This window comes from Streptomyces lunalinharesii (genome assembly GCF_039532155.1).
Classification (GTDB): domain Bacteria; phylum Actinomycetota; class Actinomycetes; order Streptomycetales; family Streptomycetaceae; genus Streptomyces; species Streptomyces lunalinharesii.
Map to the genome: position 1 here is coordinate 387056 of NZ_BAAARK010000001.1, position 24278 is coordinate 411333.

The window sequence follows — 24278 nt, forward strand, 5'->3', positions numbered from 1 at the left end:
CGGTGGTGTGGGCGGGCGCGCCTACGGCTGGTCGAGGCCCAGGAGTGCGGGGTCGGTGGCGAGTTCGCCGAGGGCGGTGCGCGGGTCGCTCACGAGTCGGCGTGCGGTGAGGTCCAGGATTCCGCAGACCGCGCGGATCTCGGCGGCGAGGGTGCCGTCGTCGGTCCGGTGGACGGACTGCTCGATCACGAAGGTCTTCCGCTCGCCCCACACGAAGCGGCAGCTGACCTCGACCTCGTCGCCGGCGTGGAGTTCCCGTAGGTAGCGGATGGTGGTTTCGACGGTGACCGGGCCGATGCCGCGGGCCACCAGGGCGCGCTGCGGGATGCCGGCGGCCTGGAGGAGGGACCAGCGGGCGTGCTCGGCGTACTGGAGGTAGACGCTCTGGTTGAGGTGGCCCTGGGTGTCGGTCTCGTAGCCCCGGACGGTGATCGGCACGGTGAAGGGCGCGGCCGTGTCCGTCTCGGCTGTCGCCTGCGTCGCTTCGGTCACGATCGCTCCTGTCTCACCGTTGGTCACTTCCGGCACGGTAGTGCTCGTGCGTCACGCGCCGGACCATCGTAGGGGGAACGCTCAGCCCGCGCCGGGCATTCCGGTGGTGGTGCCCAGTGCCGCCCAGCTGACGGTGCGGTCGCACCAACGTTCCAGCAGCGTGCGGTCGTGGCCGACGGCGAGCAGTCCTGCGCCGGTCTCCCGCCGGTAGGACTCGACGACGGCGACGAGCGCGGCGGTGGTGGAGGCGTCCAGCATCGCGGTCATCTCGTCGCAGATCAGCCAGCGCGGGCGGAGCACCAGGGCGCGGGCCAGGCAGGCGCGTTGCAGCTGGCCGTCGCTGACCTCGTGCGGGCGTCGGGTGAGCAGCTCCGCGCCGAGGCCGACGAGTGGCCCCAACTCCCCCAGTCTGTTTGCCACTTCGGTTTTCCGGCCGGTGGCGCGCAGCGGCTCGGCGATCACGTCGGCGAGCCGCAGGCGGGGGTCGGCGGACAGCCGGGGCTGTTGGAAGAGGACGCCGAAGGCGGTGCGCTGCGCGCGCGGGGCGCGGTGGCGCCAGCCGTGGGCGGGCGTGCCGTCCAGGACCACGGTGCCGGCGTCCGGGCGGTGCAGCAGGGCGGCGACCCGGGCCAGGGTCGACTTGCCGCAGCCGCTGGGGCCGAGCAGGCCGACCGCTTCGCCCGGGGCGACGGCCAGCGACACGCCGCGCACGACGGGGGCGCGGCGGTCGTATCCGGCGGTGATGTCACGCAGTTCGAGCACGGTCGGTCTCCGTCTCCGGCGGGCCCGGATGGTGGCAGGCGACGCCGTCGCGCGGTGCGGGGAGCGTCGTGCAGCGGGCGGTGGCGTGGTCGCAGCGGGCGGCGAAGGCGCAGCCGTCCGGCAGGTCGCCGAGTTCGGGCGGCATTCCGGGGATGGGGGTGAAGGCCCGCTCGGGCAGGGCGTCCAGCAGGCCGCGGGCGTAGGGGTGGCGGGGGCCGGGGGCGCCGAAGAACCGTGGGGCGTCGGCGAGTTCGACGATCCGTCCGGCGTACATCACGGCGACCCGGTCGGCGATCCGCTCGGCCGCCGTCAGGTCGTGAGTGATCATCAGCAGGGCGCGGCCGGTGCCGTTCGTGGCGGGCGGGGACGGTAGGGAGGGTGTGGCGGGTGGGGACGGCGTGGTGGCGAGGTGCCGGCGGAGTTCGTCGACGGTGCGGTCGACCAGGTCGCGGTCGAGGCCGGTGGTCGGTTCGTCGGCGAGCAGGAGCGGGGCGTCGCCGGCCAGGGCGAGGGCGGTGGCGGCGCGCTGGGCCAGGCCGCCGGAGAGTTGGTGCGGGTGGCGGTCGAGGTGGCCGGTCGGGAAGGCGGCGCGGGCGGCGATCCGCTCGGCGGCCGACCGCAGTGCGGGTCCGCGCGGGGTGTCGGTCAACTCCCGGACGGTTTCTTCCAGTTGGGCGCGGACGGTGCGGACGGGGGTGAGGTGGGCGGCCGGGCTCTGCGGGATCAGTCCGATCCGGCGGCCGCGCACGGAGCGGGCCAGTTCGGTCTCGCTGGCGGCGAGCAGGTCGATGGTGCCGTGGGCGTCGGTGAGCAGCGCGGTGCCGGTGGCCTCGGCGTTGCCGGGCAGCAGGCCGAGCAGTGCCGAGGCGAGCACGGACTTGCCGCAGCCGCTCTCGCCGACGAGGACCAGGCATGATCCGGGCGCCAGGTCGAAGGCGGCGTCGGTGACCGCGGCGACGGACCGGCCGCCGGGCATCCGGAAGCGGACGGTCAGGTCGCGGACGGTGAGGAGGGGCCGGTCGGGGTTCCGGTCGGCGTTCCCCTCGGGTGTCGGGTGGGCGGCGTCCGCCGCGGTCCGGTGGGCGCTCACAGCATCAGCTCCGATCGGCGGCGCGGGTTGAGCCGCTCCCGCCAGGCGCCGGCCAGGCCGGCGACGGCGAGGGTGGGCACGACGAGGAACAGGCCGGGGAAGAGGGTGGGCCACCAGTCGCCGGCCAGCAGGGAGCTGCGGGCGGCGTTGGCCATGATGCCCAGGCTCGCCTCGTGGGCGGGCAGCCCCAGGCCGAGGAAGGAGAGCGCGGACTCGTGCCAGATGGCGTGCGGCACCATCAGCACGGCGGCGAGTGCGGCCTGCGGCAGTACGGCCGGCAGCAGGTGACGGGTCGTCACCCGCCAGCGGGAGGCGCCGCCGGTGAGGGCGGCGTCGAGGTGCGGTCGGGAGCGCAGCGAGAGCACCTCGGCGCGGACGATCCGGGCGGTGGACAGCCAGTGCGTCAGCGCCACCGAGACGATCACCGGCCAGACGCCGGGCCGGAACATCGCGACGATGAAGATGCCCAGCAGCAGGTGCGGCACGGAGGAGAAGAGGTCGACCAGGCGCATCACGGTGCGGTCGGCCCAGCCGCCGAGCGCGCCGGCCAGCGCTCCGACGGCGGTGCCGATGACCGTGGCGACCACGGCGGCGACCACCCCGACCAGCAGCGAGACGCGCAGTCCGTAGACGCAGCGCAGCAGCAGGTCGCGGCCGACCTCGTCGGTGCCGAACGGGTGCGTGAACGAGGGCGGTTGGAGTTTGGCGGCCAGGTCCACGGCCTGCCGGTCCAGGGGGACCAGCAGCGGGACGAGGACGACGGCGAGGACGACGACGGCGAGGATGCCGGCGCAGACCCGTAGGCGCAGGGCGCGCCGGGAGCCGGTGCCGCGCCGGCTCCGCGGTGGCGCGGCGGACGTGCTGGCGCTAGCCATCGAAGCCCACCCGCGGGTCGGCCAGCCCGTAGAGCAGGTCGGACAGCAGGTTGCCGGCGAGGACGGCGGCGGTGGCCAGTGCCGTCAGCGCGGCCAGCAGTGGGAAGTCCACGCTGGTGGCGGCCTGGACGGTGGCGGCGGCGATGCCGGGCCAGCTGAAGACGGTCTCCACCAGGAGGGCGCCGGTGATGAGTTCGGGCACGCGGGAGCCGATCAGGGTGAGCACGGGCAGCAGGCCGGAGCGCAGCGCGTGCTGGCGCAGCACGGTGCGTTCGCGCAGGCCGCGGGCGCGGGCGCCGCGCACGGGGTCCTCCGCGAGGGCGTCGGCGACGCCCTGGCGGACGTAGAGCACGAACCACGGCAGTTGGGAGACGGCGAGCACCAGCACCGGCAGCACGAGGTGGCGGGCGGCCTGGCCGGCGGTCACGAGGTCGCTGCCGGTGTCGGTGAGGCCGCCGGCGGGCAGCACGCCGAGTTTGAGGGCGCCGAGCCAGACGGCGAGCAGACCGAGCCAGTAGGGCGGGGCGGCCTCCAGCACGTAGGCGGTGGCGGTGACGGCGCGGTCGAGGAGGCCGCCGCGGCGCCGGGCGGCCAGGACGCCGAGGACGGTGCCGGCGGCCACGGCGAGGGCGAAGGCCAGGGCGCACAGCAGCACCGACCAGCCGAGGCGTTCGCCGATGACCTGGGAGACCGGGGCGCGCAGGCTCGCGGAGTCGCCGAGGTCGCCGGTGAGGGCGCCGGTCAGCCAGTCCCACCAGCGGGTGAGCAGCGGCTGGTCGACGCCGAGGTTGTGGCGGAGCTGGTCGAGGTTGTCCTGCGAGGCGGTGAGTCCGGCGGTGCCGGCGTAGGCGCGCACCGGGTCGAAGGGGGAGGCGGCGGCGATCGCGAACACCCCGAGGGTGACGGCGAGCAGGACCGGCACGGCGGTCAGTGCCCGCCGTGCCGTCATCCGCGCCATCGGCCCCCAGGGCAGCGGGGTCGGCGCGGTCACTTCGTGGGCTGCCAGTCCTCGACGTTCCACCAGGGGCCGGAGGCCAGGCCGTGGTCGTGCGGTTCGACCTGGGTGGTCAGGCCCTGCCAGCGGTCGTCGAGCACGTAGAGGTGGTCGACGTGGGTGAGGAAGACGTAGGCGGGGTCCTTGACCAGTTCGCGCTGGACGGTGTCGTAGGCGTTCTTGCGGGCCTGGTGGTCGTCGGTGCGGCGGGCGGCGACGAGTTGGTCGTCGACGGTCTTGTTGGCGTACCGGGACATGTTGTTGAAGCCGTCGCCGGCGAGCGAGGAGTGCAGCAGCAGGTACTGGTCGAAGTCGGGGTCGGCGGGGCTGCCGCCGCCGGCGAGGACGGCGTCCTGCTTCATGTTGGGCTCGATCGCCTCCCAGGTGCCGGACTCGACCTTGGCCTCGATGCCGGCCTTCTTGGCGTCGGAGGCGAAGGCCAGGGCGTGCTCCTGGCGGAGCTTGTCGCCGGAGAGGTACCAGAGGGTGAAGGAGGCGCGCTGGCCGTCCTTGGCGCGGACGCCGTCGGGGCCCTTCTTCCAGCCGGCCTCGTCGAGGATCTGCTGGGCCTTGCCGAGGTCGTGCGGGCGCTCGGTGCCCTTGGCGAACCAGGGGCTGTCGGTCGGCACCGGTCCGTAGGCGGGCTTGCCGGCGCCGCTGAGGATGCCCTTGACCATGGCCTGGCGGTCGACGGCGAGGTCGAGCGCCCGGCGTACGGCGCGGTCGCCGGTGACCGGGTTGGCGCTGGGCAGGGTGACGTTGCGGTAGTCGAAGGTCTTGGCGGCGACGGTCTTGCGGCCCTGGTCGGCCTTGAAGGTGGCGGCGAGTTCCGGCGGGAGGATGGCGCCGTCGAGGTCGCCGGAGCGCAGCCGGGTGGCGCGGATGTCGTCGTCCTTGATGATCGCCATGGTGAAGTGCTTGACCTTCGGCGCGCCGCCCCAGTAGTGCGGGTTGGCGGTGAAGGTGAGCTTCTCGCCCTTGGACCACTTGGTCAGGACGTAGGGGCCGGTGCCGACCGGGTGGGTGGTGAAGGTCCCGGTGTTGACGTCCTGCTTGCCCGCGAGGTGCTGGGGGGCGATGGGCAGGACGGTGCGCTCGGCGAACGGGGCATAGGGGTACTTCAGGTGGAAGACGACGGTCCGGTCGTCCTTCTTCTTCACCGTGTCGAGGGCGTCGAGCTCGGCCTTGGAGGCGTTGTTGGTCTTCTCGTCGAGGATGGTCGCGTAGGTGAAGACCACGTCGTCGGCGGTGAACGGCTTGCCGTCGCTGAACTTCACGCCCGGGCGGAGGGTGAAGGTGTAGGTCGTGCCGCCGTCGGTGACCTTGGGCAGGGCGGCGGCCAGTGCGGGCTTCAGGCGCATCTCGGCGTCGTGGGTGAGCAGCCCGTCGAAGATCTTGGAGTTGCCGTCCTTGCCGTAGCCCAGGAGCGGGCTGAGCGTTTCGGGCTCGTAGGCGATGCCGACGACCGCGGTGTCCGTGGGCTTGCCGCTGCCCCGGCCCTCGTTCGGCGCGGCGCAGGCCGCCGCGGTGAGCGCCATCGTGGCCGCCAGCGCGGTGGCGGCCACGCGCCGTATGGACCGGGACGTCATGCCCACACCCCTTTTGAAGATCGACTGTTGTTGCGAACCGCTCGCAATTATGCGGTTGCCATTAAACAGTACGTAAAGGTGTGGTCATGAACCGGTCCCGGACGCCTCCGATCTGCTCGACCGCGGCCACCCCCGGGACCGGACCGCGGCTCACGGGGTGCCGGTCACCAGCTTCAGGTCCCACTTGCGCAGCGGCTCGTCGATCGGCTGGAAGATGGTGACGGTGTCCCCGCCGACGTCGCAGGTGGCCGCGCCGCCGCCGGAGTGCACGCCGACGGCCTTCGGGGCGCCGGGCTGGGTGACGTACGAACCGCCCGAATCCCCGGCCGCCGAGCAGGCGTTGGTGAAGGACAGGCCGGAGATGACGGTGTTGCCGTAGTCCACGGTCTGGTCGGTGCGGGTCACCTCGCCGCAGCGCCAGCCGCTGGTCTGGCCCGAGTGGCAGATCGACATCCCGACGATCGCCTCCTGCGAGCCGGTGACGGTCACCGGGCTGCCGCCCTGGCCGGCCACCGACGGGCTCAGCTTCCAGCCCTGCTGGTCGACCGTCACCAGGCCGAAGTCGCCCTCGTAGCCGTTGACGCTGTGCGCGCCGCCCTGGTTGGAGGTGCCCAGCCGGCTGTTGTCCTTGCCGTACGCGGGCTGGTTGGCCTTCAAGGTGCAGTGACCGGCCGTCACGAAGCCGCGGAGCCCGCTGGGACCGGTCACCGAGAAGCCGATCGAGCAGATGCCGTCGGTGCCCGGCATCCAGCGCTCGCCGCCGACGACCGTGCCGCTCTGCTGGCGCGGCGCCTGGTCGCTGCGCTCGACGGAGACCGGCACCCGCGAACGGACCGCGAGCTGGCGGACCGTGCTCTCGAAACCGGCGGTGCGGTTGGTGCGCGCCGCGCGGTCGACCCGCACCACCACCCCGTTGGCGCGTTCGTCGATGCCCCAGCCGGTGACGCCGGGCACGCCGCGCCCGGCCCGCTCGGCGATCTGCTGCACCATGCCGCGCAGCGTCGCCCGGCTGTGCCGGACGGTCTTGGGCACCGCGCCGGCGGACCGCACCCGGCGGGCGTCGGCGGCGTCGGTCACCGCGACGACGAGCCGGCCGAGCGAGGCGTCGAACCACATCCCGGCGGGCGGCGCGGCCAGCGCCCGGCGCACCGCGAGCGCGGTGTGCTGGGCCTCGGCCTCCTGCGCGAGCCGGGTGCGGGCCTGCACCGGCGAGAGTCCGAGGTCCCGGCGCATCGCGTCGAGCATGCCCCGCTGGGAGGGCTGGGGGCTGGGGTCGGGCTGCGGCACGGCCCGCGCCGGACCGTTCGGGGCGACGGCCGCCAGCACGGCGGCCGCGGCCGCGCTCCACAGCGCGACTTTGGGAATGCGGCGTTCCATCGGGGTCTCCTCGCGGTGTCGAGTACACGTCGGGCCCGGCGGACCGGACTTGGGCGTGTGCATGGATCAGCCCTAGTCGAGACTCCTCGACACCGCGCCGGGCAGCACCGGGAGGAGCGGCCGCATCATGGTCCGGTGACCGCTCCCGATCGCCCCCAAGTCCCCACCCCCCACGGCCCGGTCGCGTTCGCGGGGCTGCCCGGGGCGCTGCGGAACGTCGCCTACTCGGCCGCCCGCCATCCGGGAGCCGGGGCACCTGAATGCCCGTCACACCCGGCCGGGCCGCCGGCGGCCGGCCCGGCGGCGCTCCCGGACCTCACCCGGGGCGCCAACTGCCAGCGCTACGCCTACGCCGTACTGGGCCACTTCGGGCTGCGGGTGCCGCCGCTGCGGTCGGCCGAACTCTGGGCGGACCGCGCCGCGACCCGGCCGGCCGCCCCGCCGGGCCCGCTGGACCTGGTGCTCTTCGACGCCGGCCCGGTCGCCGGACGGCCCGCCGGGTACGGCGCCCACGTCGGCGTCCACCTGGGCCCGGACCGGGTGCTGCACCTGTGCCGGGAGGTGGGCCGCCCGGTGGTGTGGAGCTACGCCGACTTCGCGGTGCGGCCGCGGTACGCCCGTCTCCTGGGCGCCAAGCGGGTGGTGCCGGGCGACGGCCGGGCCGGGTAGCCGGCGCCGGGCGGCCCGCCGCGGTCAGAAGTCGCCGCCGCCGAAGCCCCCGTCGCCGAAGCCGCCGTCGCCGCCGAAGCCGCCGCCGAAGTCCCCCGGGTCGAAGTCGGCACCCGTGACGTCGCCGCCCTCCGCTCCCTGGTAGCCGCCGAAGTCGGCGCCGTAGGCGGGGCCGGCCGCCATCAGGTGGCCGAGGGTGGTGCCGACCAGGAGGCCGGGGAGCAGCCCGCCGCCGAAGTAGCCGCCGGCCCAGGGGGCGTAGGCCGGCCCCGCGTCCCAGTAGGGGCGGTCGCCCTGCGCGGTGCGGACGGTGCGGGCCAGCGGCTCGCGGCCGTCCTGAAGCCGGCTCTGGTCGGCCGCGCAGACCGGGACGGTGCGCTCCGCGCCACCGGGCGGGGCCCAGGCGGCGTCCACCACCGACGGGCCGTGCCGGGGGTCGAAGAAGCAGGGCAGCCGCCGCTCCGGCAGCGGCTGACCGGTGCGGCGCGCGGCCAGTGTGGCGAGCGCGAAGCGGCCCTCCTCCAGCTCCTTGGTGACCGCCTGCACGTCGCCGGGGCGCTCGGCCGCGGCCATCGCCGACTTGGCGTCCTCGTAGGCGTCCAGGGCGTGGGCGTAGTCGGCGCGCATCGCGTCGTCGGCGCCGGACTCGCCCGGGTCGAAGTCCAGCCGGTCCAGTTCCTCGCCGAACGCGGTGATGTCCTCGTCGACCACGATCCGCAGGTCTTCGAGGGCGGCGCGCTCCTCCTCGGCCCGCTGGCGGCGGTTGCGGCGGGCGATGGCGTAGGCGCCGCCGCCCCCGACGACGATCAGCGCGCCCAGGCCGATGGCGGTGCCGGTGCCGAAGCCGCCGGCGGCGCCGCCCCAGGAGGCCGGGGCGTGCCCGTGGGCTTCGGTGACCGCGGTGTCGACGAAGCTGTTGACGCGCGCGGAGACGGTCGGGTACGAGGAGCGGTTGACGGCGCCGACGAGGTTCTGCACGGCGGTGCGCGGCATCACCCGGGGGTCGGCGCCGGCGTTGAAGCCGTCGCCGAGCTCGACCGCGTAGACGCCGGCGATGCCGACCTTGGTCCGCAGGTCCCGTAGCAGCGTGGCCGGCGGGTAGTCGGAGGTCCGGGGCAGGACGGCGACGAAGACCGGCTTGCCGGAGTCCTTGATCTTCTTGGTGAGGGCATCCGCCTGGCTGGCCGAAAACTGACCTGAGGCGCGGGGGTCGACGTAGACCGGGCCCTTCCGCAGCGCCGCGGCCGCCTCGTCCAGGCCACCCGCGGCGTGCGCGCCGGGCGCGGCCACCGTGACCATCGTGAGGAGGGCCGCCAGCAGCAGGAGCACCGGTCCGATCAGCACACGGCGGGTTGCGGTCTTCATGGCTCCGACGCTACCCGAACCGCACTTTCCAGACACCCTCGCCACTTTACGCATCTTTTACCTACGGGCCGCGTGCGGCGCGCAGTATGCCGCGTGCTCCGGAGCCTGTCGCGCCGGAGCTGCCCATGCAGGTGGTCGCCGGGCGTGGGTTTTTGATGATCAAGGTCGCGGGGGAGGTTCCGGCCGTCCCTCCCCCGAGCGAAGGAGGACACGATGGGCAGGGTTGCCGAGACGGCCAACACCCTCGCCGTCGCGGTCGCCGCCACCGCGGTCGGCTGCACGCTGGTCCTCGAACTGGCCCCCACGCACCGCGGCTCCGAACGGGCCGCGTCCCCCGCCGCGGCCCCGGCGGTCGCCGCCGGCACGGTCGCCGCCGGCCGCACCGCCTTCAGCCGCGACGGGCCGGCCGGCGCGGAACCGGCGGTCCGGGCCGCGACCGCCGCGCCGGGCCCGGCCGCGGCCCGCCCCGCCGGTCCCCGGCCGGCCGGGAAGATCCAGGTCACGGCGCCCGCCGGCCCGGTGAACCTGCGGGCCAACGGCAGCTTCCCGCTCGCCTGGACCAACTCCACCGGCGCCGAGGTGGACGTCTGGCTGAGCGCGACCGCCGGCCGCGGCCGGATACAGCGACTGGCGTTGGTCTCCCCGCGCGCCGGCGCGGCGCGTGCCGGCGAGGCCCTGGTGACGCTGCCCGCGGTGCCGCCCGGCCGGGCCTACGCGCTGGAGGTCGCCGCCGGCAACGGCACCGCCCGCGCCTTCAGCCGCCCGTTCGCCGTCACCGACTGAACCGCCGGGGCACGCCGGCCGCCGGGGCACCGGGCCGACGGGCTCAGGGCGCGGCCAGGTCGACCAGGCCGGCCAGCGCCTCCCGGTGGCGGCCCGGCGCGCCGAGGGCGAGTTCGTCGCCCTTGGCGCGCTTGAGGAACAGGTGCGCCGGGTGCTCCCAGGTCATCCCGATGCCGCCGTGCAGTTGGACGCACTCCTCGGCGGTGCGCACCGCGACCGGCGCGCAGTACGCCTGTGCCACCGCGACCGCCACCGGCGCGTCGGGGCGGTCGGCGGCCAGCGCGTCGGCGGCGTTGCGGGCCGCCGCCCGGGCCGAGACGACGTCCAGCCAGAGCGCGGCCATCCGGTGCTTGAGCGCTTGGAACGAGCCGACCGGGCGGCCGAACTGGGTGCGCTCGCCGGTGTACCGCACGGTCTCCTCCAGGCACCACTCGGCGAGCCCGAGCTGTTCCGAGGCGAGCAGCCCGGCGCCGGTGCGCAGCGCCCGGTCCACGGCGGTCCGGGCCCGCTCCCCGTGGGCCAGCGGGCGGCCCGGGGCCCGGTCCAGCACCACGTGGGCCAGCGGTCGGGTCAGGTCGAGCGGGGTGAGCGGCTCGGTGCGCACGCCGTCCGCCGCGGCGTCCACGGCGTACAGCGCCGGCCCGTCCGGGCCCTCGGCCGGGACGAGCAGCAACCCGGCGCCGGCGGCGTCGGCGACCGAGGTGATCCGCCCGGTGAGCGCGCCGGCGGCGTCCGCCCGCACGGTGGCCGTGCCCGGCCCGCCGGGGGCGGTCGGCAGCGGGACGGCGAGCACCCCGACGGTGCGGCCCGCGGCGAGTGCGGCCAGCGGGTCGGCGACCTCGGCCCGGTCGGTGTCGCAGCCGAGCAGCGCGGTGACCGCGAGCACCGCACTGCTCAGGTAGGGCACCGGGGCGACCGCCCGGCCCAGCTCCTCCAGGACGACGGCGGCCTCGCGGGCGCCGGCGCCCTGCCCGCCGAGCTTCTCGGGGACCAGCAGCCCGGCGGCGCCGATCTCAGCGGTCAGGGCGCGCCACAGCTCCGGGTCGTACGGGCGGCCGGTCTCCAGGTCGGCGAGGACGGCGGCCGGCGCGCAGCGGTCGGTGAGCAGTGCCCGGACGGCGGCGCGCAGGGCGTCCTCCTCGGCGGAGTACAGCAGGTCGGGTGCACTCGCGTCGGTGCCGGTCATCGGGGGAGGTCCTTCCACGCGACGTCCTTGTCGGTGCGCGGCTCGGGCGGCAGGCCCAGGACGCGCTCGGCCACGATGTTGAGCAGCACTTCGGAGGTGCCGCCCTCGATGGAGTTGCCCTTGGCGCGCAGGTAGCGGTAGCCGGCGACCCGGCCGGTGAAGTCGACGCCCTCGGGGCGGCGCAGCGTCCAGTCGTCGTAGGTGAGGCCGTCCTCGCCGCGGAACTCCACCTCCCAGCCGCTGATCTGTTGGGCGAGCCGGGCGAAGGCCAGTTTCATGCCGCTGCCTTCGGGGCCCGGCTGGCCCTGGGTCAGCTGCTGGCGCAGCCGTTCGCCGGTGAGGCGGGCGACCTCGGCGTCCACCCAGAGCTTCAGCAGTCGCTGGTGCAGGTCGTGGGTGCGCAGTTCGGGGTGGGTGCGCCAGGCGGCCGCGGCGACCCCGATCATGCCGCCCTCGCGCGGGGTGCGGGCGCCGCCGATGGCGACCCGCTCGTTCATCAGCGTGGTCTGGGCGACCCGCCAGCCGTCGCCGACCTCGCCGAGGCGGTGCGCGTCGGGGATCTTGACGCCGGTGAGGAAGACCTCGTTGAACTCCGCCTCGCCGGTGATCTGGCGCAGCGGCCGCACCTCGACACCGGGGTCGGTCATGTCGCACACGAAGTACGTCATGCCGCGGTGCTTGGGGACCGTCGGGTCGGTGCGGGCCACCAGGATCGCCCAACGCGCCAGGTGGGCGCTGGAGGTCCAGACCTTCTGGCCGTCGACGACCCACCCGCCACCGTCGTCGTCCCGGACCGCGCGGGTGGCCAGTCCGGCCAGGTCGGAGCCGGCGCCGGGCTCGCTGAAGAGCTGGCACCACACCTCCTCGCCGGTCCACAACGGCCGCAGGAAGCGCCGCCGTTGCTCGTCGGTGCCGTAGCGCAGGACGGTCGGCGCGGCCATCCCCAGGCCGATGCCGATCCGGCCGGGGTCGTTGTCCGGGGCGCCGGCGGCGGTCAGTTCGGCGTCGACGACGGCCTGGAGGGCGCGCGGGGCGCCGAGGCCGCCGAGCCCCTCGGGGAAGTGCACCCAGGCCAGTCCGGCGTCGAAGCGGGCGCGCAGGAAGTCCAGCCGGTCGGTCGTGGCCACGGGGTGCGCGGCGAGCAGGGCGGCGGTGCGCCGGCGCAGGTCGGCGGCGTCGGTCATCGGGCCTCCTCCGCGCCGGGGAGCACCACCAGGCGGCCGACGGAGTCCCCGTCGGCGACCCGTTGGACGGCGTCGGCGGCGCCCGACAACGGGACCCGTCCGCCGATCAGCGGCTCGATCGCGCCCCGGGCGGCGAGCTTGGTCAGCTCCTCGTGGCAGGCGTCGACGGCGGCCGGGTCCTTGGTGTTGTACAGGCCCCAATGGAGGCCGAGGACGGCGTAGTTCTTGACCAGGGCGTGGTTGAGGGCCGGCGTGGGGATCGTGCCGCCGGCGAAGCCGACGACGACGATCCGGCCCTCGAAGGCGATGCACTTGGTGGACTTGGCGTAGGCGTCGCCGCCCACCGGGTCGTAGACCACGTCCGCGCCCCGCCCGTCGGTGGCCTCCTTGACGGCGGCGACGAGGTCGTCTGCGTGCCGGTCGAGGACCAGGTCGCAGCCCAGCGCACGGGCGGTGCGGGCCTTTTCGGGGCCGCCGACGACGCCGATGACCCGGGCGCCGGCGGCCCGGCCCAGCTGGACGGCGGCGCTGCCGACGCCGCCGGCCGCGGCGTGCACCAGCAGCGTCTCGCCGGCTTGGAGGCGGGCCCGGCGGTGCAGTCCGAACCAGCCGGTCTGGTAGCCGATGTGCAGCGCGGCGGCGCCCGCGTCGTCGAGGGCGTCGGGGGCCGGTCGGAGCGTCGCGGCGTCGGCGACCGCGAGTTCGGCGAAGCCGCCGCCGGGCAGGGCCGGTTGGGCCAGCACCCGCGCGCCGACCTGCGCGCGCGCCCCGTCACCGGCGGCCAGCACCTCGCCGCAGATCTCCACGCCGGGGGTGAACGGGAGCGGCGGCCGGACCTGGTACTGGCCCCGGCACAGCAGCGCGTCGGGGAAGTTGACGTTGGCGGCCCGCACCCGCAGCAGCACCTGGCCGGGGCCGGGCTGCGGGTCGGCCACGTCCTCCAGCCGCATCACCGCTCGCGGCTCCCCGTTCGCGTGCACGCGCCATGCCTTCACCTGATGCCTCCACAGACCTCGGACGTACGGCTGGTGCGGGACCGGGAACCGGCCCCCGCCACGGGGCATACTAAGCGGTCGGTATCTCCGAAGGAACAGTTCCGGCCGGGCCCGCCGCGGCCCTCCCGGCCACCGGACGACCCCCCTCGCCCGGCCGCCAGCCTGGCCATGACAGGGACAGGCACCCGGGCCGTCCCATGGCGCAGACTGGCCGGCATGGACTCACCCGCCACCGGCCCCAGTGCACTCGGGGACTTCCTGCGCACCCGCCGCGCCCGGCTGAAGCCGGAGGACGTCGGCCTGGTCTCCTACGGGGCCCGGCGCCGGGTCCCCGGGCTGCGGCGCGAGGAGCTCGCCCAGCTCGCCGGCGTCAGCGTCGCCTACTACACCCGCCTCGAACAGGGCCAGAGCCACAACGCCTCGGAGGGCGTGCTGGACGCCCTGGCCCGGGCACTGCGGCTGACCCCCGACGAGCGCGCCCACCTGCGGCAGCTCGCCCGCCCGGCACCGGGCCGGCGCCGCCCGGCGGCCCGCCCCGCCACCGCCCGCCCCGGCGTGCGGCAGCTGCTCGCCGCCGTGTCGGGCGTGCCGGCCGTCGCCCTCGGGCCGCGCTTCGAGGTGCTGGCCTGGAACCGCCTCGGGCACGCGCTGCTCGCCGGCCACCTGGACTTCGACGCCCCGTCCCGCCCCCAGGACCGGCCCAACACCCAGCGGCTGCTCTTCCTCGACCCGCACACCCGCGAGCTGTACCCGGAGCGCGCGGAGGAGGCCCGGCGCGCCGTCGCCGCCCTGCGGGTGGTCGCGGGCCAGCGCCCCGACGACCCGCAACTGGCGGAGCTGATAGGCGAGTTGTCGATGAAGAGTCCCGAGTTCAGCGCCCTGTGGTCGCGCCACTCGGTGAGCAACTGCGCCTTCGGCACCAAGCACTTCCACCATCCGCTGGTGGGCGAGATGACCCTGGACTTCGAGATGATGCAGACCCCGGACGGCTCCGGGCAGGCCGTCTTGATGTTCACCGCCGCCGACGGCTCACCGTCCGAGGCCGCGCTCCGCCTGCTCGCCGCGGAACGCGGCCCAGACGCCCGGATCCTCGAACCCGAGCGCCCATAGCCCCCGCCCCCGCACCCCGTACGCCGCCAGCAGCGGCAGCTGCTCCCGGACGCCCCGCGCGTCCTGGTACCAGACCTCGTGCCGCTCACCGCCGCTGGCGTAGCGGAAGTGCGGGGTGCCGGAGTCCGCGTCGAAGCCGTACCGGGCGCCGACCCGCCGCCGCAGCGCCTCGGCCTCGTGCCAGGTCACGTGGGTGGCGCGCCGGCCGCTGCCGGGCACCCAGTCCCAGCCGTAGCCGGGGAAGGCCAGCTCGATCCGGTCCCGGGGCACCTCGGCGGTGGCGTCGCGCAGGATCCGCGCGTACCAGTCCCTCGACGACAGCGGGCCCGGCTCGCCCCGCGACCAGTGCAGGTCGTAGCCCATGTACCGCACGGTGTCCGCGAGCGCGCCCAGGCGCCGGTAGGCGAAGGCCGCGCCGGCGCCGCGGATCCGCGGCATCACCGTCACCACGCACGTCCTGCCCCGGCGGTGCAGTCGCGCGCAGAGTTCGTCGACGAGGGTGACGTAGCCGCTGCGCACCCGGGCCCGGGCCGCCGCGTCGCCGGTCACCGCCATCGTCTCGTAGTCCAGGTCGATCCCGTCGTAGTGCTGGCTCGCCACCACGCCCAGCAGCGCGTCGACGTGGGCCCGGCGGCGCGCCGGATCGTGCAGCAACTCCCCCATCGCCGCCGCGTCGAGCGTCTCGGTCACCGTCGGCACCACCGCGATCCCGGCCCGGTGCAGCCCCGCGACGACCTCCGGCCGGACCGCGCCGGGCCGGCCGGTGACCGCGCGCTCCCCCGTCGTCTCGTACCAGAAGGGGCTGACGGTGTGGAGTTGGTCGGCGTGCGCCAACGCGTCCCGGTAGGCGCCCTCGACGTCGCCCCAGAACGGCAGCCACGCCGATCCCCGGCCCGCCCGCTCCGCCGGCCGCGCGGCGCCGGCCGCCCCGGCGGGCAGCACCACCCCGGCGAGCAGCACCCACACCGCCAGCACCACCCCGCCGACCCGCCCGCGCCTCGGCGTCCACCGTGCTCGTTCCATGCCCTCAAGCCTCGCCCGCCGGGTCGCCTGACGCCCCATCAGTGCGGCCGAATGGCGGGGCGGCGGGCCGGCGGTCACGGGGCGTCGTCGAGTCGCCGCCACAGTCGCCGGGCCTGCCGTTCGGCGGTGCCGGGCGGGTTCCTGGGGCGCGCGGGATCGTCGGCCGCGAGCAGGCAGAGCCACACCAGGGCGTGCAGCGTGCGGCACTCCCGCAGGCGGGCGGACTCGGCCGGGGTCAGCGCGAAGCGGTCCAGGAACGCGGCGGTGTCGAACGGGCGCGGCAGCCAGGCGGCGACGTGCTCGACGATCTCGGCGAGTTCGTAGGCCCGGTCGCTGCGGCCGGACTCCTCGAAGTCGACGACCCGGACGCGGCGGCCGTCCCAGAGGTAGTTGGCCGCGTTGCCGTCGCCCGCGCCGAACACGGCCGGGACATCTGCCGGGACCTCTGCCGGGAGGGGACGGTCGGCGTCCGGGGCGTCGGGCCACACCCGGTCGAGCCAGTTGGTGCCGGCGCGCAGCGCCCGCCGCACGGCCGGGGCGAGCGGCCGGTCCGGCGGCGTCGCGCACCAGGCGCGCACCCGTGCGACGGCGTCCCGCTGGTGGCCGCGGCGAAGCGGGAGCCGGGCCAGCTCGGCGGGCGGCAGTGCGGAGTGGACGGCCTGGACGGCCCGCGCCCAGGCCGTCAACTGCCGCGGTCCGAGCGGTTTTCCGCGCAAGCAGTCGCCCGGGAGTCGGGACGTCACGAGGGTGGGTGGGGCCGCCGCACCCGTCGGGTCCCGGACGTCCAGGAGGACCGGGGCGAGGTCCGGGGCGTGCCTGGCGAGCAGCACCAGCGCGCGCCGTTCTCGCACGAAGGGGTCGCGCCCTTCGGATCGGCGGAAGCGCTTGACGACCCGGTCGGGGTGCAGGACGACGTCGTGGGTGTGCCAGGGGACCGCCCCGGAGGGTGGGCGGGATGGCGGCGGGTCCGCGTTCACCGGACGCACGGTGGCACGCCCGGTGAACGGCAGCAAGGGCGCGGCGACAGCCGGCGGGGACGGTCGCCGGCACACGGGCGGCCCCTCGCTCAGACCGCGGCCGGGTCCGTGGTGCGGTCCTCGGGGCGGGACTCCTCGATCCAGCCGGCCGCGAGGCCCTCGGTGAGGGAGAAGCGGTCGTGGGCGAGGGCGACGCAGGTGGCGGTGTCCATCCGCAGGACGGCGTCGGGGTGGGCGGCCGGGCCGTCGGCGTAGCGGGCGGCGCCGGGGTCGTGCGGGTCCAGCACCACGTGGAACGCGCCCTGGTCCAGGGCGACGTCGACGGTCCGCACCGGGCCGTCGGCGAAGTGCCGGGCGAGCCGGGCCATCAGCGGGATGGCGAACCAGTGGGCGCGGACCGCGTCGGTGGGGCGCTGTTCGTCGAGCGCCGGGGCGCCCCAGTCGGCGAGCGCGGCCAGCGCGGGGAGCAGGCCGTGACCGCGCGGGGTGAGTTCGTAGACGGAGGCGGCGGCGGGCGGGGGGAGGCGGCGGCGGGTGAGCAGGCCGTCGCGCTCCATGTCCTTCAGGCGGGAGGCGAGCATGTCCGTGCTGACGCCCGGCAGGTCAGCGTGGAGGTCGGTGTACCGCCGGGAGCCGCCGAGCAGTTCCCGGACGATCAGGAGCGTCCAGCGGTCGCCCACGGCGTCCAGGGCCCGGGCGACGGCGCAGTACTGGTCATAACTTCGGCGCGGCATGACACCAGCATAGACATGTGATTGGATTTTCCAAGTGACAAGTTGGGAAAACCAAGTACGGTGTCACGAGTGCTGCCGCACCCCGCGGCGGGCGTGGGAACGAGGAGGCCGCCGCGTGCAGTTCAAGCAGTCCAGCAAGATGGCCGACGTCTGCTACGAGATCCGCGGACCGGTGATCGAGCACGCGAACGCACTGGAGGAGGCCGGCCACAGCGTCCTGCGGCTGAACACCGGAAATCCGGCGCTGTTCGGCTTCGAGTGCCCGGAGGAGATCCTCCAGGACGTGATGCGCAACCTCTCCCGCGCACACGGCTACACCGAGTCCCGCGGCATCCTGGCGGCCCGCCGCGCGGTGGCCCAGCGCTACCAGGAGGCCGGACTGCCCGACGTCGACGTCGACGACGTCTACCTGGGCAACGGCGTCTCCGAGCTGGTCTCGATGGCGATCCAGGCACTGCTGGACGACGGCGACGAAGTCCTCATCCCGGCGCCCGACTTCCCGCTCTGGACGGCGGTCACCTCGCTCGCCGGCGGCACGCCGGTGCACTACGTCTGCGACGAGTCCGCCGACTGGCTGCCGGACCTCGACGACCTGGCCGCGAAGATCACCGACCGGACCCGCGCCCTGGTGATCATCAACCCCAACAACCCCACCGGTGCGGTCTATCCGCGCGAGGTGCTCCAGGGCATGCTCGACTTGGCCCGCCGCCACCAGCTGATGGTCTTCGCCGACGAGATCTACGACCGGATCCTCTACGACGACGCCGTGCACCACCACGCGGCGGTCCTCGCACCGGACCTGGTGTGCCTGACCTTCAGTGGGCTGTCCAAGTCGTACCGGGTGGCCGGCTTCCGGTCCGGGTGGCTGGTGGTGACCGGCCCCAAGGAGCACGCCGCGGACTACCTGGAGGGGCTGGACACCCTGGCGTCGATGCGCCTGTGTCCCAACGCCCCCGCGCAGTACGCCATCCAGGCGGCGCTCGGCGGCCGGCAGAGCATCGAGGACCTGGTCCTGCCCGGTGGCCGGCTGCGGGAGCAGCGCGACCGGGCCTGGGAGCGGCTCAACGAGATCCCGGGCGTCTCCTGCGTCAAGCCCAAGGGCGCGCTGTACGCCTTCCCCCGCCTCGACCCCGCGGTCCACAAGATCCACGACGACGAGAAGTTCGTGCTCGACCTGCTGCTGCGCGAGAAGATCCAGGTCGTGCAGGGCACCGGCTTCAACTGGCCGCGCCCGGACCACTTCCGGATCCTCACCCTCCCGCACGCCGACGACCTGGACGCGGCGATCAGCCGGATCGGGCGGTTCCTCGCCGGCTACCGGCAGTAGCGGGCCCGCCGCGCCGCCGCGAGCGGGGAGGCGCGTCCGCCACCTCCCCCCCGCTCCGCCGCCCGCCGCCCTACCCGGCACCCGGCACCCGGCACCCGGCACCCGAACGGACGTAGCGGATTTCCGGCCGTCCTCCCCCGTCCCACCTGCCCGGTCCCCGGCACCGGGCCGCCCGCCGCCGGCACGCGCTCTTGAGCGGACCGCCGGCACCGGCTTAGGTGGAGGGCGGCGATCCAGCCGCCGCCCCGGAGGGGAGAGAAGCGATGCCCGTACGGCCGACAGTGTCCGAAGCGGAGCTCGAAGCGCACCTGAGCGGGATCTGTTTCAAGACGGGTCCACCCCGACGCCTGGGCGTCGAGATCGAGTTGCTGGTCCACGACGCCCGCAACCCCCGATGTCCGGTCGCACCCGACCGGATGCACGCCGCGGCCGACGCCCTGCGCGCCCTGCCGCTCGACTCCTGCCTCACCTTCGAACCCGGCGGCCAACTGGAGCTCAGCTCGTTGCCCGCCACCTCCCTCACCGCCTGCGTCGAGGCGGTCAGCGCCGACCTCGCCCTGGTCCGCCCCACCCTGCAGGAGCGGGGCCTCGGGCTCGCCGGCCACGGCCACAACCCCTGGCACCCCCCGCGGCGGGTGCTCCTCGCCCCGCGCTACGACGCCATGGAGGCGTACTTCGACCGCCGCGGACCGGCCGGCCGGTCCATGATGTGCGGCACCGCCTCGGTCCAGGTCTGCGTGGACGCCGGGCACGAGGAGCCCGGGCCCCTGGGGCTGGGCCGACGGTGGGTGCTGGCGCACCTGCTGGGCGCCGTGCTGGCCGCCGCGTTCGCCAACTCCCCGCTCGCCGAGGGACGGCCGACCGGCTACCGCACCACCCGCCAGGCCATCTGGGCGCAGCTCGACCCGGGCCGCACCTTCGCCCCGTCCCCGGGCCCCGACCCGCGCGCCGCGTGGGTCCGCTACGCCCTGGACGCGCCGGTGATGTGCGTCCCCCGCCCGGACGGCCCCTGGCACGCGCCGGAGGGGCTGACGTTCCGGGAGTGGATCCGCACCGGCGCGCCGCGGCCGGTGACGCGGGAGGACCTCGACTACCACGTCACCACGCTCTTCCCGCCGGTCCGGCCGCGCGGCCACCTGGAGCTGCGGATGATCGACGCGCAGCCCGGCCCCAACGGGTGGATCGTGCCGCTGGCCGTCACGGCGGCCCTGTTCGACGACCCGGAGGCCGCCGAGTACGCCTACCGCGCGGTCAAGCCCCTCGCGGAGACGGCGGGGGCGCGGCCGGCGCCGGAGAACCCGCTGTGGCGGGCCGCCGCCCGGGACGCGCTGACCGACCCCGAACTGCACACCGCAGCGGTGGCGTGTTTCGCCGCCGCGCAGGAGGCGCTGCCCCGGTTGGGCGCCTCCGGCGAGATCCGCGCGGCGGTCGCGGAGTTCACCGAGCGCTACGTGGCGCGCGGCCGCTGCCCGGCCGACGACCAACTGGACGCGTTGCCCGCCGCGGCCGAGGGCCGCCTCGTCCGTGGGAAGGACAGCCCGTGACCCTCGACTGCGAACCCTTCCGGGAGCGGGCCGCCGCGGCGCTGCTCGCCGCCCGCGACCGCACCCGCACGCTGACCGGCTGCGTCGAGGACCCGGACCTGATCGCCCAGCACTCCCCGCTGATGTCCCCCCTGGTGTGGGACCTGGCGCACATCGGCAACCAAGAGGAGCAGTGGCTGCTGCGCACCGTCGGCGGTCTCGACGCGCTGCGCCCGGACATCGACTCCGTCTACGACGCCTTCGAGCACCCGCGGGCCGAGCGGCCCGCGCTGCCGCTGCTGGCGCCGGCCGAGGCCCGCGGCTATGTCGCCGAGGTGCGCGGCCGGGTGCTGGACGTGCTGGAGCGCGCCGAACTGCACGGCGCTCCGCTGCTGTCCGCCGGGTTCGCGTTCGGGATGATCGCGCAGCACGAGCAGCAGCACGACGAGACGATGCTGATCACCCACCAGCTGCGCGCCGGCCCGCCGGTGCTCGGCGCGCCCGATCCGCCGGCCGCGCCGGCCGGCCCCCTGCCGTCCGAAGTCCTCGTGCCCGGCGGGCCGTTTTTGATGGGGACGTCCACCGAACCGTGGGCCCTGGACAACGAACGGCCCGCGCACCGACGGTCGGTGCCGCCCTTCTTCCTCGACGCCACCCCGGTGAGCAACGGCGCCTACCAGCGGTTCATCGACGACGGCGGCTACGACGAGGCGCGCTGGTGGGACCCGCAGGGCTGGGCGCAGGTGCGCGCGCACCGGCTGCGGGCCCCGCTGTTCTGGCGGCGGGAGGGCCGGCAGTGGCTGCGCCGCCGGTTCGGAGTGACCGAGCCGGTGCCGCCCGACGAGCCGGTGCTGCACGTCAGTTGGTACGAGGCCGACGCCTACGCGCGGTGGGCCGGGCGGCGGCTGCCCACCGAAGCCGAGTGGGAGAAGGCGGCCCGCCACGACCCGGCGACCGGCCGGGACCGGCGCTACCCGTGGGGCGACGCGGACCCGACCCCGGAGCGCGCCAACCTCGGCCAGCGGCACCTGCGGCCGGCGCCGGTCGGCGCCTACCCCGAGGGTGCCTCGCCGCTCGGCGTGCACCAGCTGATCGGGGACGTCTGGGAGTGGACGGCCAGCGACTTCCTGCCCTACCCCGGCTTCGCCGCGTTCCCCTACCGGGAGTACTCCGAGGTGTTCTTCGGCAGTGCGCACAAGGTGCTGCGCGGCGGCTCGTTCGGGGTGGACCCGGTCGCCTGCCGCGGCACCTTCCGCAACTGGGACCTCCCGGTGCGGCGGCAGATCTTCGCCGGTTTCCGCACCGCCCGGGACGCCGGACCGGCCCGGGACGGCGCCTGATGTGCCGTCACCTGGCCTACGTGGGAGCGGAGGTCCCGCTCGGGAAGGTGGTCCTGGAGCCGCCGTACGGCCTCTACCGGCAGTCCTGGGCGCCGCGCCACCAGCGGCACGGGACGGTCAACGCGGACGGCTTCGGCGTCGGCTGGTACGCGCCCGACGACCCGGTGCCGGCCCGCTACCGGCGCGCCGGGCCGATCTGGGCCGACGAGCAACTGCCGGACCTGGCACGGGTGGTCCGCACCCGGGCGCTGCTGGCCGCCGTCCGGGACGCCACCGTCGCCGGCGCGGACGCCGAGGCGGCCGCCGCGCCGTTCGCCACCGGGCGGTACCTCTTCAGCCACAACGGCGCGGTGGCCGGCTGGCCCGACACCATGGCGCCGCTGGCCGCCGGGCTGCCCCCGGGGGAGCTGTTGCGCCTCCAGGCCCGCAGCGACTCCGCGTTCCTGTGGGCCCTGGTGCACCGCCGGCTGGTCGCCGGCGACGACCCGGGCCGGGCGCTGGCCGGCACGGTGGAGGAGGTCGCCGCGGCGGCGCCCGGCTCCCGGCTGACCCTGCTGCTGACCGACGGCGTCGGCATCGCCGGCACCACCTGGGGCGACACCCTGTTCCACCGGGCCGTCCCCGGTGGCGGCCGGGTGGTCGCCTCCGAGCCCTATGACGAGTCCCCCCACTGGACCGAGGTCCCCGACCGCACGCTGCTGTGCGCCACCCGCACCGAGGTCCGTCTCTCCCCGCTCAAGGAGCCCGCAACGTGAGCCCGCTCAGCCTCACCCGCACCCTGCCCGCCGACGCCACCGCGGCCGCGCTGCGCGCCGACGTCGTCGCGGGACTGTCCCGCACGCCCAAGCAGCTGCCGCCGAAGTGGTTCTACGACGCCCGCGGCTCGGAGCTGTTCGACGAGATCACCACCCTGCCGGAGTACTACCCCACCCGCGCCGAGCGCGAGATCCTGCGCGCCACCGCGGACCGGATAGCCGCCGCCACCGGCGCGCGCACCCTGATCGAGTTGGGTTCCGGCTCCTCCGACAAGACCCGACACCTGCTCCGCGCCCTCGCCGACCTGGACGCCTACCTGCCGGTCGACGTCAGCGAGTCCGCGCTGCGGGCCGCCGGCGAGGGGCTGTTGGCGGAGCATCCGGACCTGACCGTGCACGCCCTCGTCGCCGACTTCCAACAGGGCCTGGTGCTCCCGCCGACGCCCGGCCCCCGGCTGCTGGCGTTCCTCGGCGGCACCATCGGCAACCTCCTGCCCGAGGAGCGGGCCGCGTTCCTGACCGCGGTCCACGACCTGCTCGCCCCCGGCGACGCCCTGCTGCTCGGCACCGACCTGGTGAAGGACGAGGCCACCCTGGTCGCCGCGTACGACGACGCCCGCGGGGTGACCGCCGCGTTCAACAAGAACGTGCTGGCCGTCATCAACCGCGAGTTGGGCGGCGACTTCGACCCGGACGCCTTCGACCACGTCGCGCGGTGGAACGCCGCGCAGGAGTGGATGGAGATGCGGCTGCGGGCCCGCACCGAACTGACCGTGAAGATCCCCGGCGTCGACCTGGTCGTGCCGTTCGCGGCCGGCGAGGAGGTACGCACGGAGGTCTCGGCGAAGTTCCGCGAGGACGGGGTGCGCACCGAACTCTGTGCTGCCGGTTGGAAGTTGACCGAGTGGTGGACGGACCGCGCGGGCCGGTTCGCGCTGTCCCTGGCGCTGCGCCTCTGAGCGGTGCCGGTCCGGCCGGCGCGTGCGGGGCGGGTACCCGGCTCCCCGTCGATGTGGTTCGATGCCCCGATCGCACATCCGTACGCGCCGTCGGGTGCGCCCGCCGCGTACGGAGCCACACGGGCTCGACTAAGGGGCGGGGCATGGCCACGGCGCTGGATCGACGGGGTTTCCTCAGGGGCGCGGCGGGACTGTCCGCCGCCGGGCTGTTCGCGGGCCTCGGCGGCGGGGGGACCGCGGCGGCCGCGGCGCCCACCGCGGTCTCGGTACAGGACTGGATGTCCGCGCTCGGCGACGGCACGCCCGTGCAGCGGCTGAGCATCCCCGGCACCCACGACTCCGGTGCCCGGATCGGCGGCCCCTGGGTGGCCTGCCAGAACACCTCGATCGCCGCACAACTCGCCGCCGGCATCCGGTTCCTGGACGTGCGCTGCCGGGCCGTCGACGGCGTCTTCGCCATCCATCACGGCGCGTTCTACCAGGAGCTGATGTTCGGCGACGTGCTCAACGCCTGCCGGGACTTCCTGCGGGCGCACCCCACCGAGACCGTGCTGATGCGGGTCAAGCAGGAGTACTCGGAGGTCTCCGCCGAGGAGTTCCGGCAGGTCTTCGTCAGCTACCTGGACGGCAAGGGCTACCGTTCGCTGTTCCGGCTGGACGCGGGGCTGCCCACGCTGGGCGAGGCCCGGGGCCGGGTCGTGCTGCTGGCCGACGCGGACGGGCTGGGCGGCGTGCGGTACGCCGACCCGGCGCTGTTCGACGTCCAGGACGACTACATGGCCGAGCCGATCGGGAAGTACCCCAAGGTCGAGGCCCAGTTCCGCAAGGCGGTCGCCGAGCCCGGCAAGCTCTTCGTCAACTACGTCTCGACCGCGGCCCTGCTCCCGCCGCGGTCCAACGCCGACCGCCTCAACCCCCGGGTCAAGGCCCTGCTGGACGGCGCCGAGGGCAGTGCCTGGCGGGGGCTGGGCATCGTCCCGATGGACTTCCCCAACGAGTTCCAGCTGGCCGAGACGGTGATCCGGCACAACCTGTCCGGTCTCGGCGTCACCCGGCCGGCCCACGCGCACGCGTGATCGGACGTCGAACCGAACCACGACGCGCTTCCGTGCATCAGACTGGTTGAAATGTCTGGTTCCGGCGCTGCCCCGCCCCGCACGACGGTGCGC

The 24278-nt window shown here is 75.3% G+C and carries 23 protein-coding genes; 9 read left to right on the forward strand and 14 right to left on the reverse strand.

Annotation, left to right across the window (positions count from 1 at the left end):
* Nucleotides 1-21: 21 nt before the first annotated feature.
* The 7 genes from ABD385_RS01775 to ABD385_RS01805 form a co-directional block, all read right to left on the reverse strand.
* On the reverse strand, nucleotides 22-492 hold the full coding sequence (locus ABD385_RS01775; RefSeq protein ID WP_344573039.1) for an acyl-CoA thioesterase: 471 nt from the start codon (nucleotides 490-492) through the stop codon (nucleotides 22-24).
* Nucleotides 493-573: 81 nt separating this feature from the next.
* The gene (locus ABD385_RS01780; protein ID WP_344573040.1) at nucleotides 574-1254 is read right to left on the reverse strand and encodes an ABC transporter ATP-binding protein; all 681 of its coding nucleotides are present in this window, start codon (nucleotides 1252-1254) and stop codon (nucleotides 574-576) included.
* A complete protein-coding gene (locus tag ABD385_RS01785) occupies nucleotides 1238-2344 on the reverse strand; it encodes an ABC transporter ATP-binding protein (protein WP_425585328.1) in 1107 nt (368 codons plus the stop codon). The genes ABD385_RS01780 and ABD385_RS01785 overlap by 17 nt, the downstream gene beginning before the upstream one ends.
* Complete coding sequence (locus ABD385_RS01790; RefSeq protein ID WP_344573041.1) at nucleotides 2341-3219, reverse strand: ABC transporter permease; 879 nt, start codon at nucleotides 3217-3219, stop codon at nucleotides 2341-2343. Before ABD385_RS01790 ends, ABD385_RS01785 begins: the two co-directional genes overlap by 4 nt.
* Nucleotides 3212-4177 carry an ABC transporter permease gene (locus ABD385_RS01795; RefSeq protein WP_344573488.1) on the reverse strand — a complete coding sequence of 322 codons (966 nt, stop codon included), beginning with the start codon at nucleotides 4175-4177 and terminating at the stop codon, nucleotides 3212-3214. Before ABD385_RS01795 ends, ABD385_RS01790 begins: the two co-directional genes overlap by 8 nt.
* 29 nt (nucleotides 4178-4206) lie before the next feature.
* Nucleotides 4207-5802 carry an ABC transporter substrate-binding protein gene (locus ABD385_RS01800; RefSeq protein ID WP_344573042.1) on the reverse strand — a complete coding sequence of 532 codons (1596 nt, stop codon included), beginning with the start codon at nucleotides 5800-5802 and terminating at the stop codon, nucleotides 4207-4209.
* A gap of 150 nt (nucleotides 5803-5952) precedes the next feature.
* Complete coding sequence (locus ABD385_RS01805; RefSeq protein ID WP_344573043.1) at nucleotides 5953-7179, reverse strand: S1 family peptidase; 1227 nt, start codon at nucleotides 7177-7179, stop codon at nucleotides 5953-5955.
* A gap of 135 nt (nucleotides 7180-7314) precedes the next feature.
* Here ABD385_RS01805 and ABD385_RS01810 point away from each other — a divergent pair, with 135 nt between their 5' ends.
* On the forward strand, nucleotides 7315-7848 hold the full coding sequence (locus tag ABD385_RS01810; protein WP_344573044.1) for a cell wall hydrolase: 534 nt from the start codon (nucleotides 7315-7317) through the stop codon (nucleotides 7846-7848).
* A 24-nt stretch (nucleotides 7849-7872) separates the two neighbouring features.
* On the opposite strand, the gene ABD385_RS01815 is transcribed toward ABD385_RS01810, so the two are convergent.
* The gene (locus tag ABD385_RS01815) at nucleotides 7873-9213 is read right to left on the reverse strand and encodes a hypothetical protein (protein ID WP_344573045.1); all 1341 of its coding nucleotides are present in this window, start codon (nucleotides 9211-9213) and stop codon (nucleotides 7873-7875) included.
* A gap of 213 nt (nucleotides 9214-9426) precedes the next feature.
* Between ABD385_RS01815 and ABD385_RS01820 the strand changes: the two genes are divergently transcribed.
* The gene (locus tag ABD385_RS01820; RefSeq protein WP_344573046.1) at nucleotides 9427-9996 is read left to right on the forward strand and encodes a hypothetical protein; all 570 of its coding nucleotides are present in this window, start codon (nucleotides 9427-9429) and stop codon (nucleotides 9994-9996) included.
* Between the two features lie 43 nt (nucleotides 9997-10039).
* Here the strand turns inward: ABD385_RS01820 and ABD385_RS01825 are convergent, their stop codons facing one another.
* From ABD385_RS01825 to ABD385_RS01835, 3 genes are read right to left on the reverse strand one after another with little or no spacing between them, the layout of a single operon-like run.
* Nucleotides 10040-11182: an acyl-CoA dehydrogenase family protein gene (locus ABD385_RS01825; protein WP_344573047.1), complete on the reverse strand. Its 1143-nt coding sequence runs from the start codon at nucleotides 11180-11182 to the stop codon at nucleotides 10040-10042.
* Nucleotides 11179-12366, reverse strand: coding sequence for an acyl-CoA dehydrogenase family protein (locus tag ABD385_RS01830; protein ID WP_344573048.1), 1188 nt, complete (start codon nucleotides 12364-12366; stop codon nucleotides 11179-11181). Before ABD385_RS01830 ends, ABD385_RS01825 begins: the two co-directional genes overlap by 4 nt.
* Nucleotides 12363-13361, reverse strand: coding sequence for an NADPH:quinone oxidoreductase family protein (locus tag ABD385_RS01835; RefSeq protein WP_344573049.1), 999 nt, complete (start codon nucleotides 13359-13361; stop codon nucleotides 12363-12365). Before ABD385_RS01835 ends, ABD385_RS01830 begins: the two co-directional genes overlap by 4 nt.
* Before the next feature lie 216 nt (nucleotides 13362-13577).
* Between ABD385_RS01835 and ABD385_RS01840 the strand changes: the two genes are divergently transcribed.
* On the forward strand, nucleotides 13578-14471 hold the full coding sequence (locus ABD385_RS01840; protein ID WP_344573050.1) for a helix-turn-helix transcriptional regulator: 894 nt from the start codon (nucleotides 13578-13580) through the stop codon (nucleotides 14469-14471).
* Here ABD385_RS01840 and ABD385_RS01845 read toward each other — a convergent pair.
* The 3 genes from ABD385_RS01845 to ABD385_RS01855 form a co-directional block, all read right to left on the reverse strand.
* Nucleotides 14391-15494 carry a glycosyl hydrolase family 18 protein gene (locus ABD385_RS01845; protein WP_344573051.1) on the reverse strand — a complete coding sequence of 368 codons (1104 nt, stop codon included), beginning with the start codon at nucleotides 15492-15494 and terminating at the stop codon, nucleotides 14391-14393. The two genes, ABD385_RS01840 and ABD385_RS01845, sit on opposite strands and share 81 nt — an antisense overlap.
* Nucleotides 15495-15568: 74 nt before the next feature.
* A complete protein-coding gene (locus ABD385_RS01850; protein ID WP_344573052.1) occupies nucleotides 15569-16471 on the reverse strand; it encodes an aminoglycoside phosphotransferase family protein in 903 nt (300 codons plus the stop codon).
* Between the two features lie 89 nt (nucleotides 16472-16560).
* The gene (locus ABD385_RS01855) at nucleotides 16561-17205 is read right to left on the reverse strand and encodes a winged helix-turn-helix transcriptional regulator (protein WP_344573053.1); all 645 of its coding nucleotides are present in this window, start codon (nucleotides 17203-17205) and stop codon (nucleotides 16561-16563) included.
* 115 nt (nucleotides 17206-17320) lie between these two features.
* Here ABD385_RS01855 and ABD385_RS01860 point away from each other — a divergent pair, with 115 nt between their 5' ends.
* From ABD385_RS01860 to ABD385_RS01885, 6 genes are all read left to right on the forward strand, one after another.
* Nucleotides 17321-18532 (forward strand): pyridoxal phosphate-dependent aminotransferase, encoded by a 1212-nt coding sequence (locus ABD385_RS01860; protein ID WP_344573054.1) that lies wholly within the window; start codon nucleotides 17321-17323, stop codon nucleotides 18530-18532.
* A 263-nt stretch (nucleotides 18533-18795) separates the two neighbouring features.
* The gene (gene egtA, locus ABD385_RS01865; RefSeq protein ID WP_344573055.1) at nucleotides 18796-20076 is read left to right on the forward strand and encodes an ergothioneine biosynthesis glutamate--cysteine ligase EgtA; all 1281 of its coding nucleotides are present in this window, start codon (nucleotides 18796-18798) and stop codon (nucleotides 20074-20076) included.
* On the forward strand, nucleotides 20073-21395 hold the full coding sequence (gene egtB, locus ABD385_RS01870; RefSeq protein WP_344573056.1) for an ergothioneine biosynthesis protein EgtB: 1323 nt from the start codon (nucleotides 20073-20075) through the stop codon (nucleotides 21393-21395). The genes egtA and egtB overlap by 4 nt, the downstream gene beginning before the upstream one ends.
* Nucleotides 21395-22150, forward strand: a complete 756-nt coding sequence (gene egtC / locus ABD385_RS01875; RefSeq protein ID WP_344573057.1) for an ergothioneine biosynthesis protein EgtC — start codon at nucleotides 21395-21397, stop codon at nucleotides 22148-22150. The genes egtB and egtC overlap by 1 nt, the downstream gene beginning before the upstream one ends.
* Nucleotides 22147-23109, forward strand: coding sequence for an L-histidine N(alpha)-methyltransferase (egtD, locus tag ABD385_RS01880; RefSeq protein WP_344573058.1), 963 nt, complete (start codon nucleotides 22147-22149; stop codon nucleotides 23107-23109). Before egtC ends, egtD begins: the two co-directional genes overlap by 4 nt.
* Before the next feature lie 143 nt (nucleotides 23110-23252).
* Entirely contained in the window at nucleotides 23253-24185 is a 933-nt protein-coding gene (locus ABD385_RS01885; protein WP_344573059.1) for a phosphatidylinositol-specific phospholipase C, read from the forward strand.
* The last annotated feature ends 93 nt before the right edge of the window (nucleotides 24186-24278 follow it).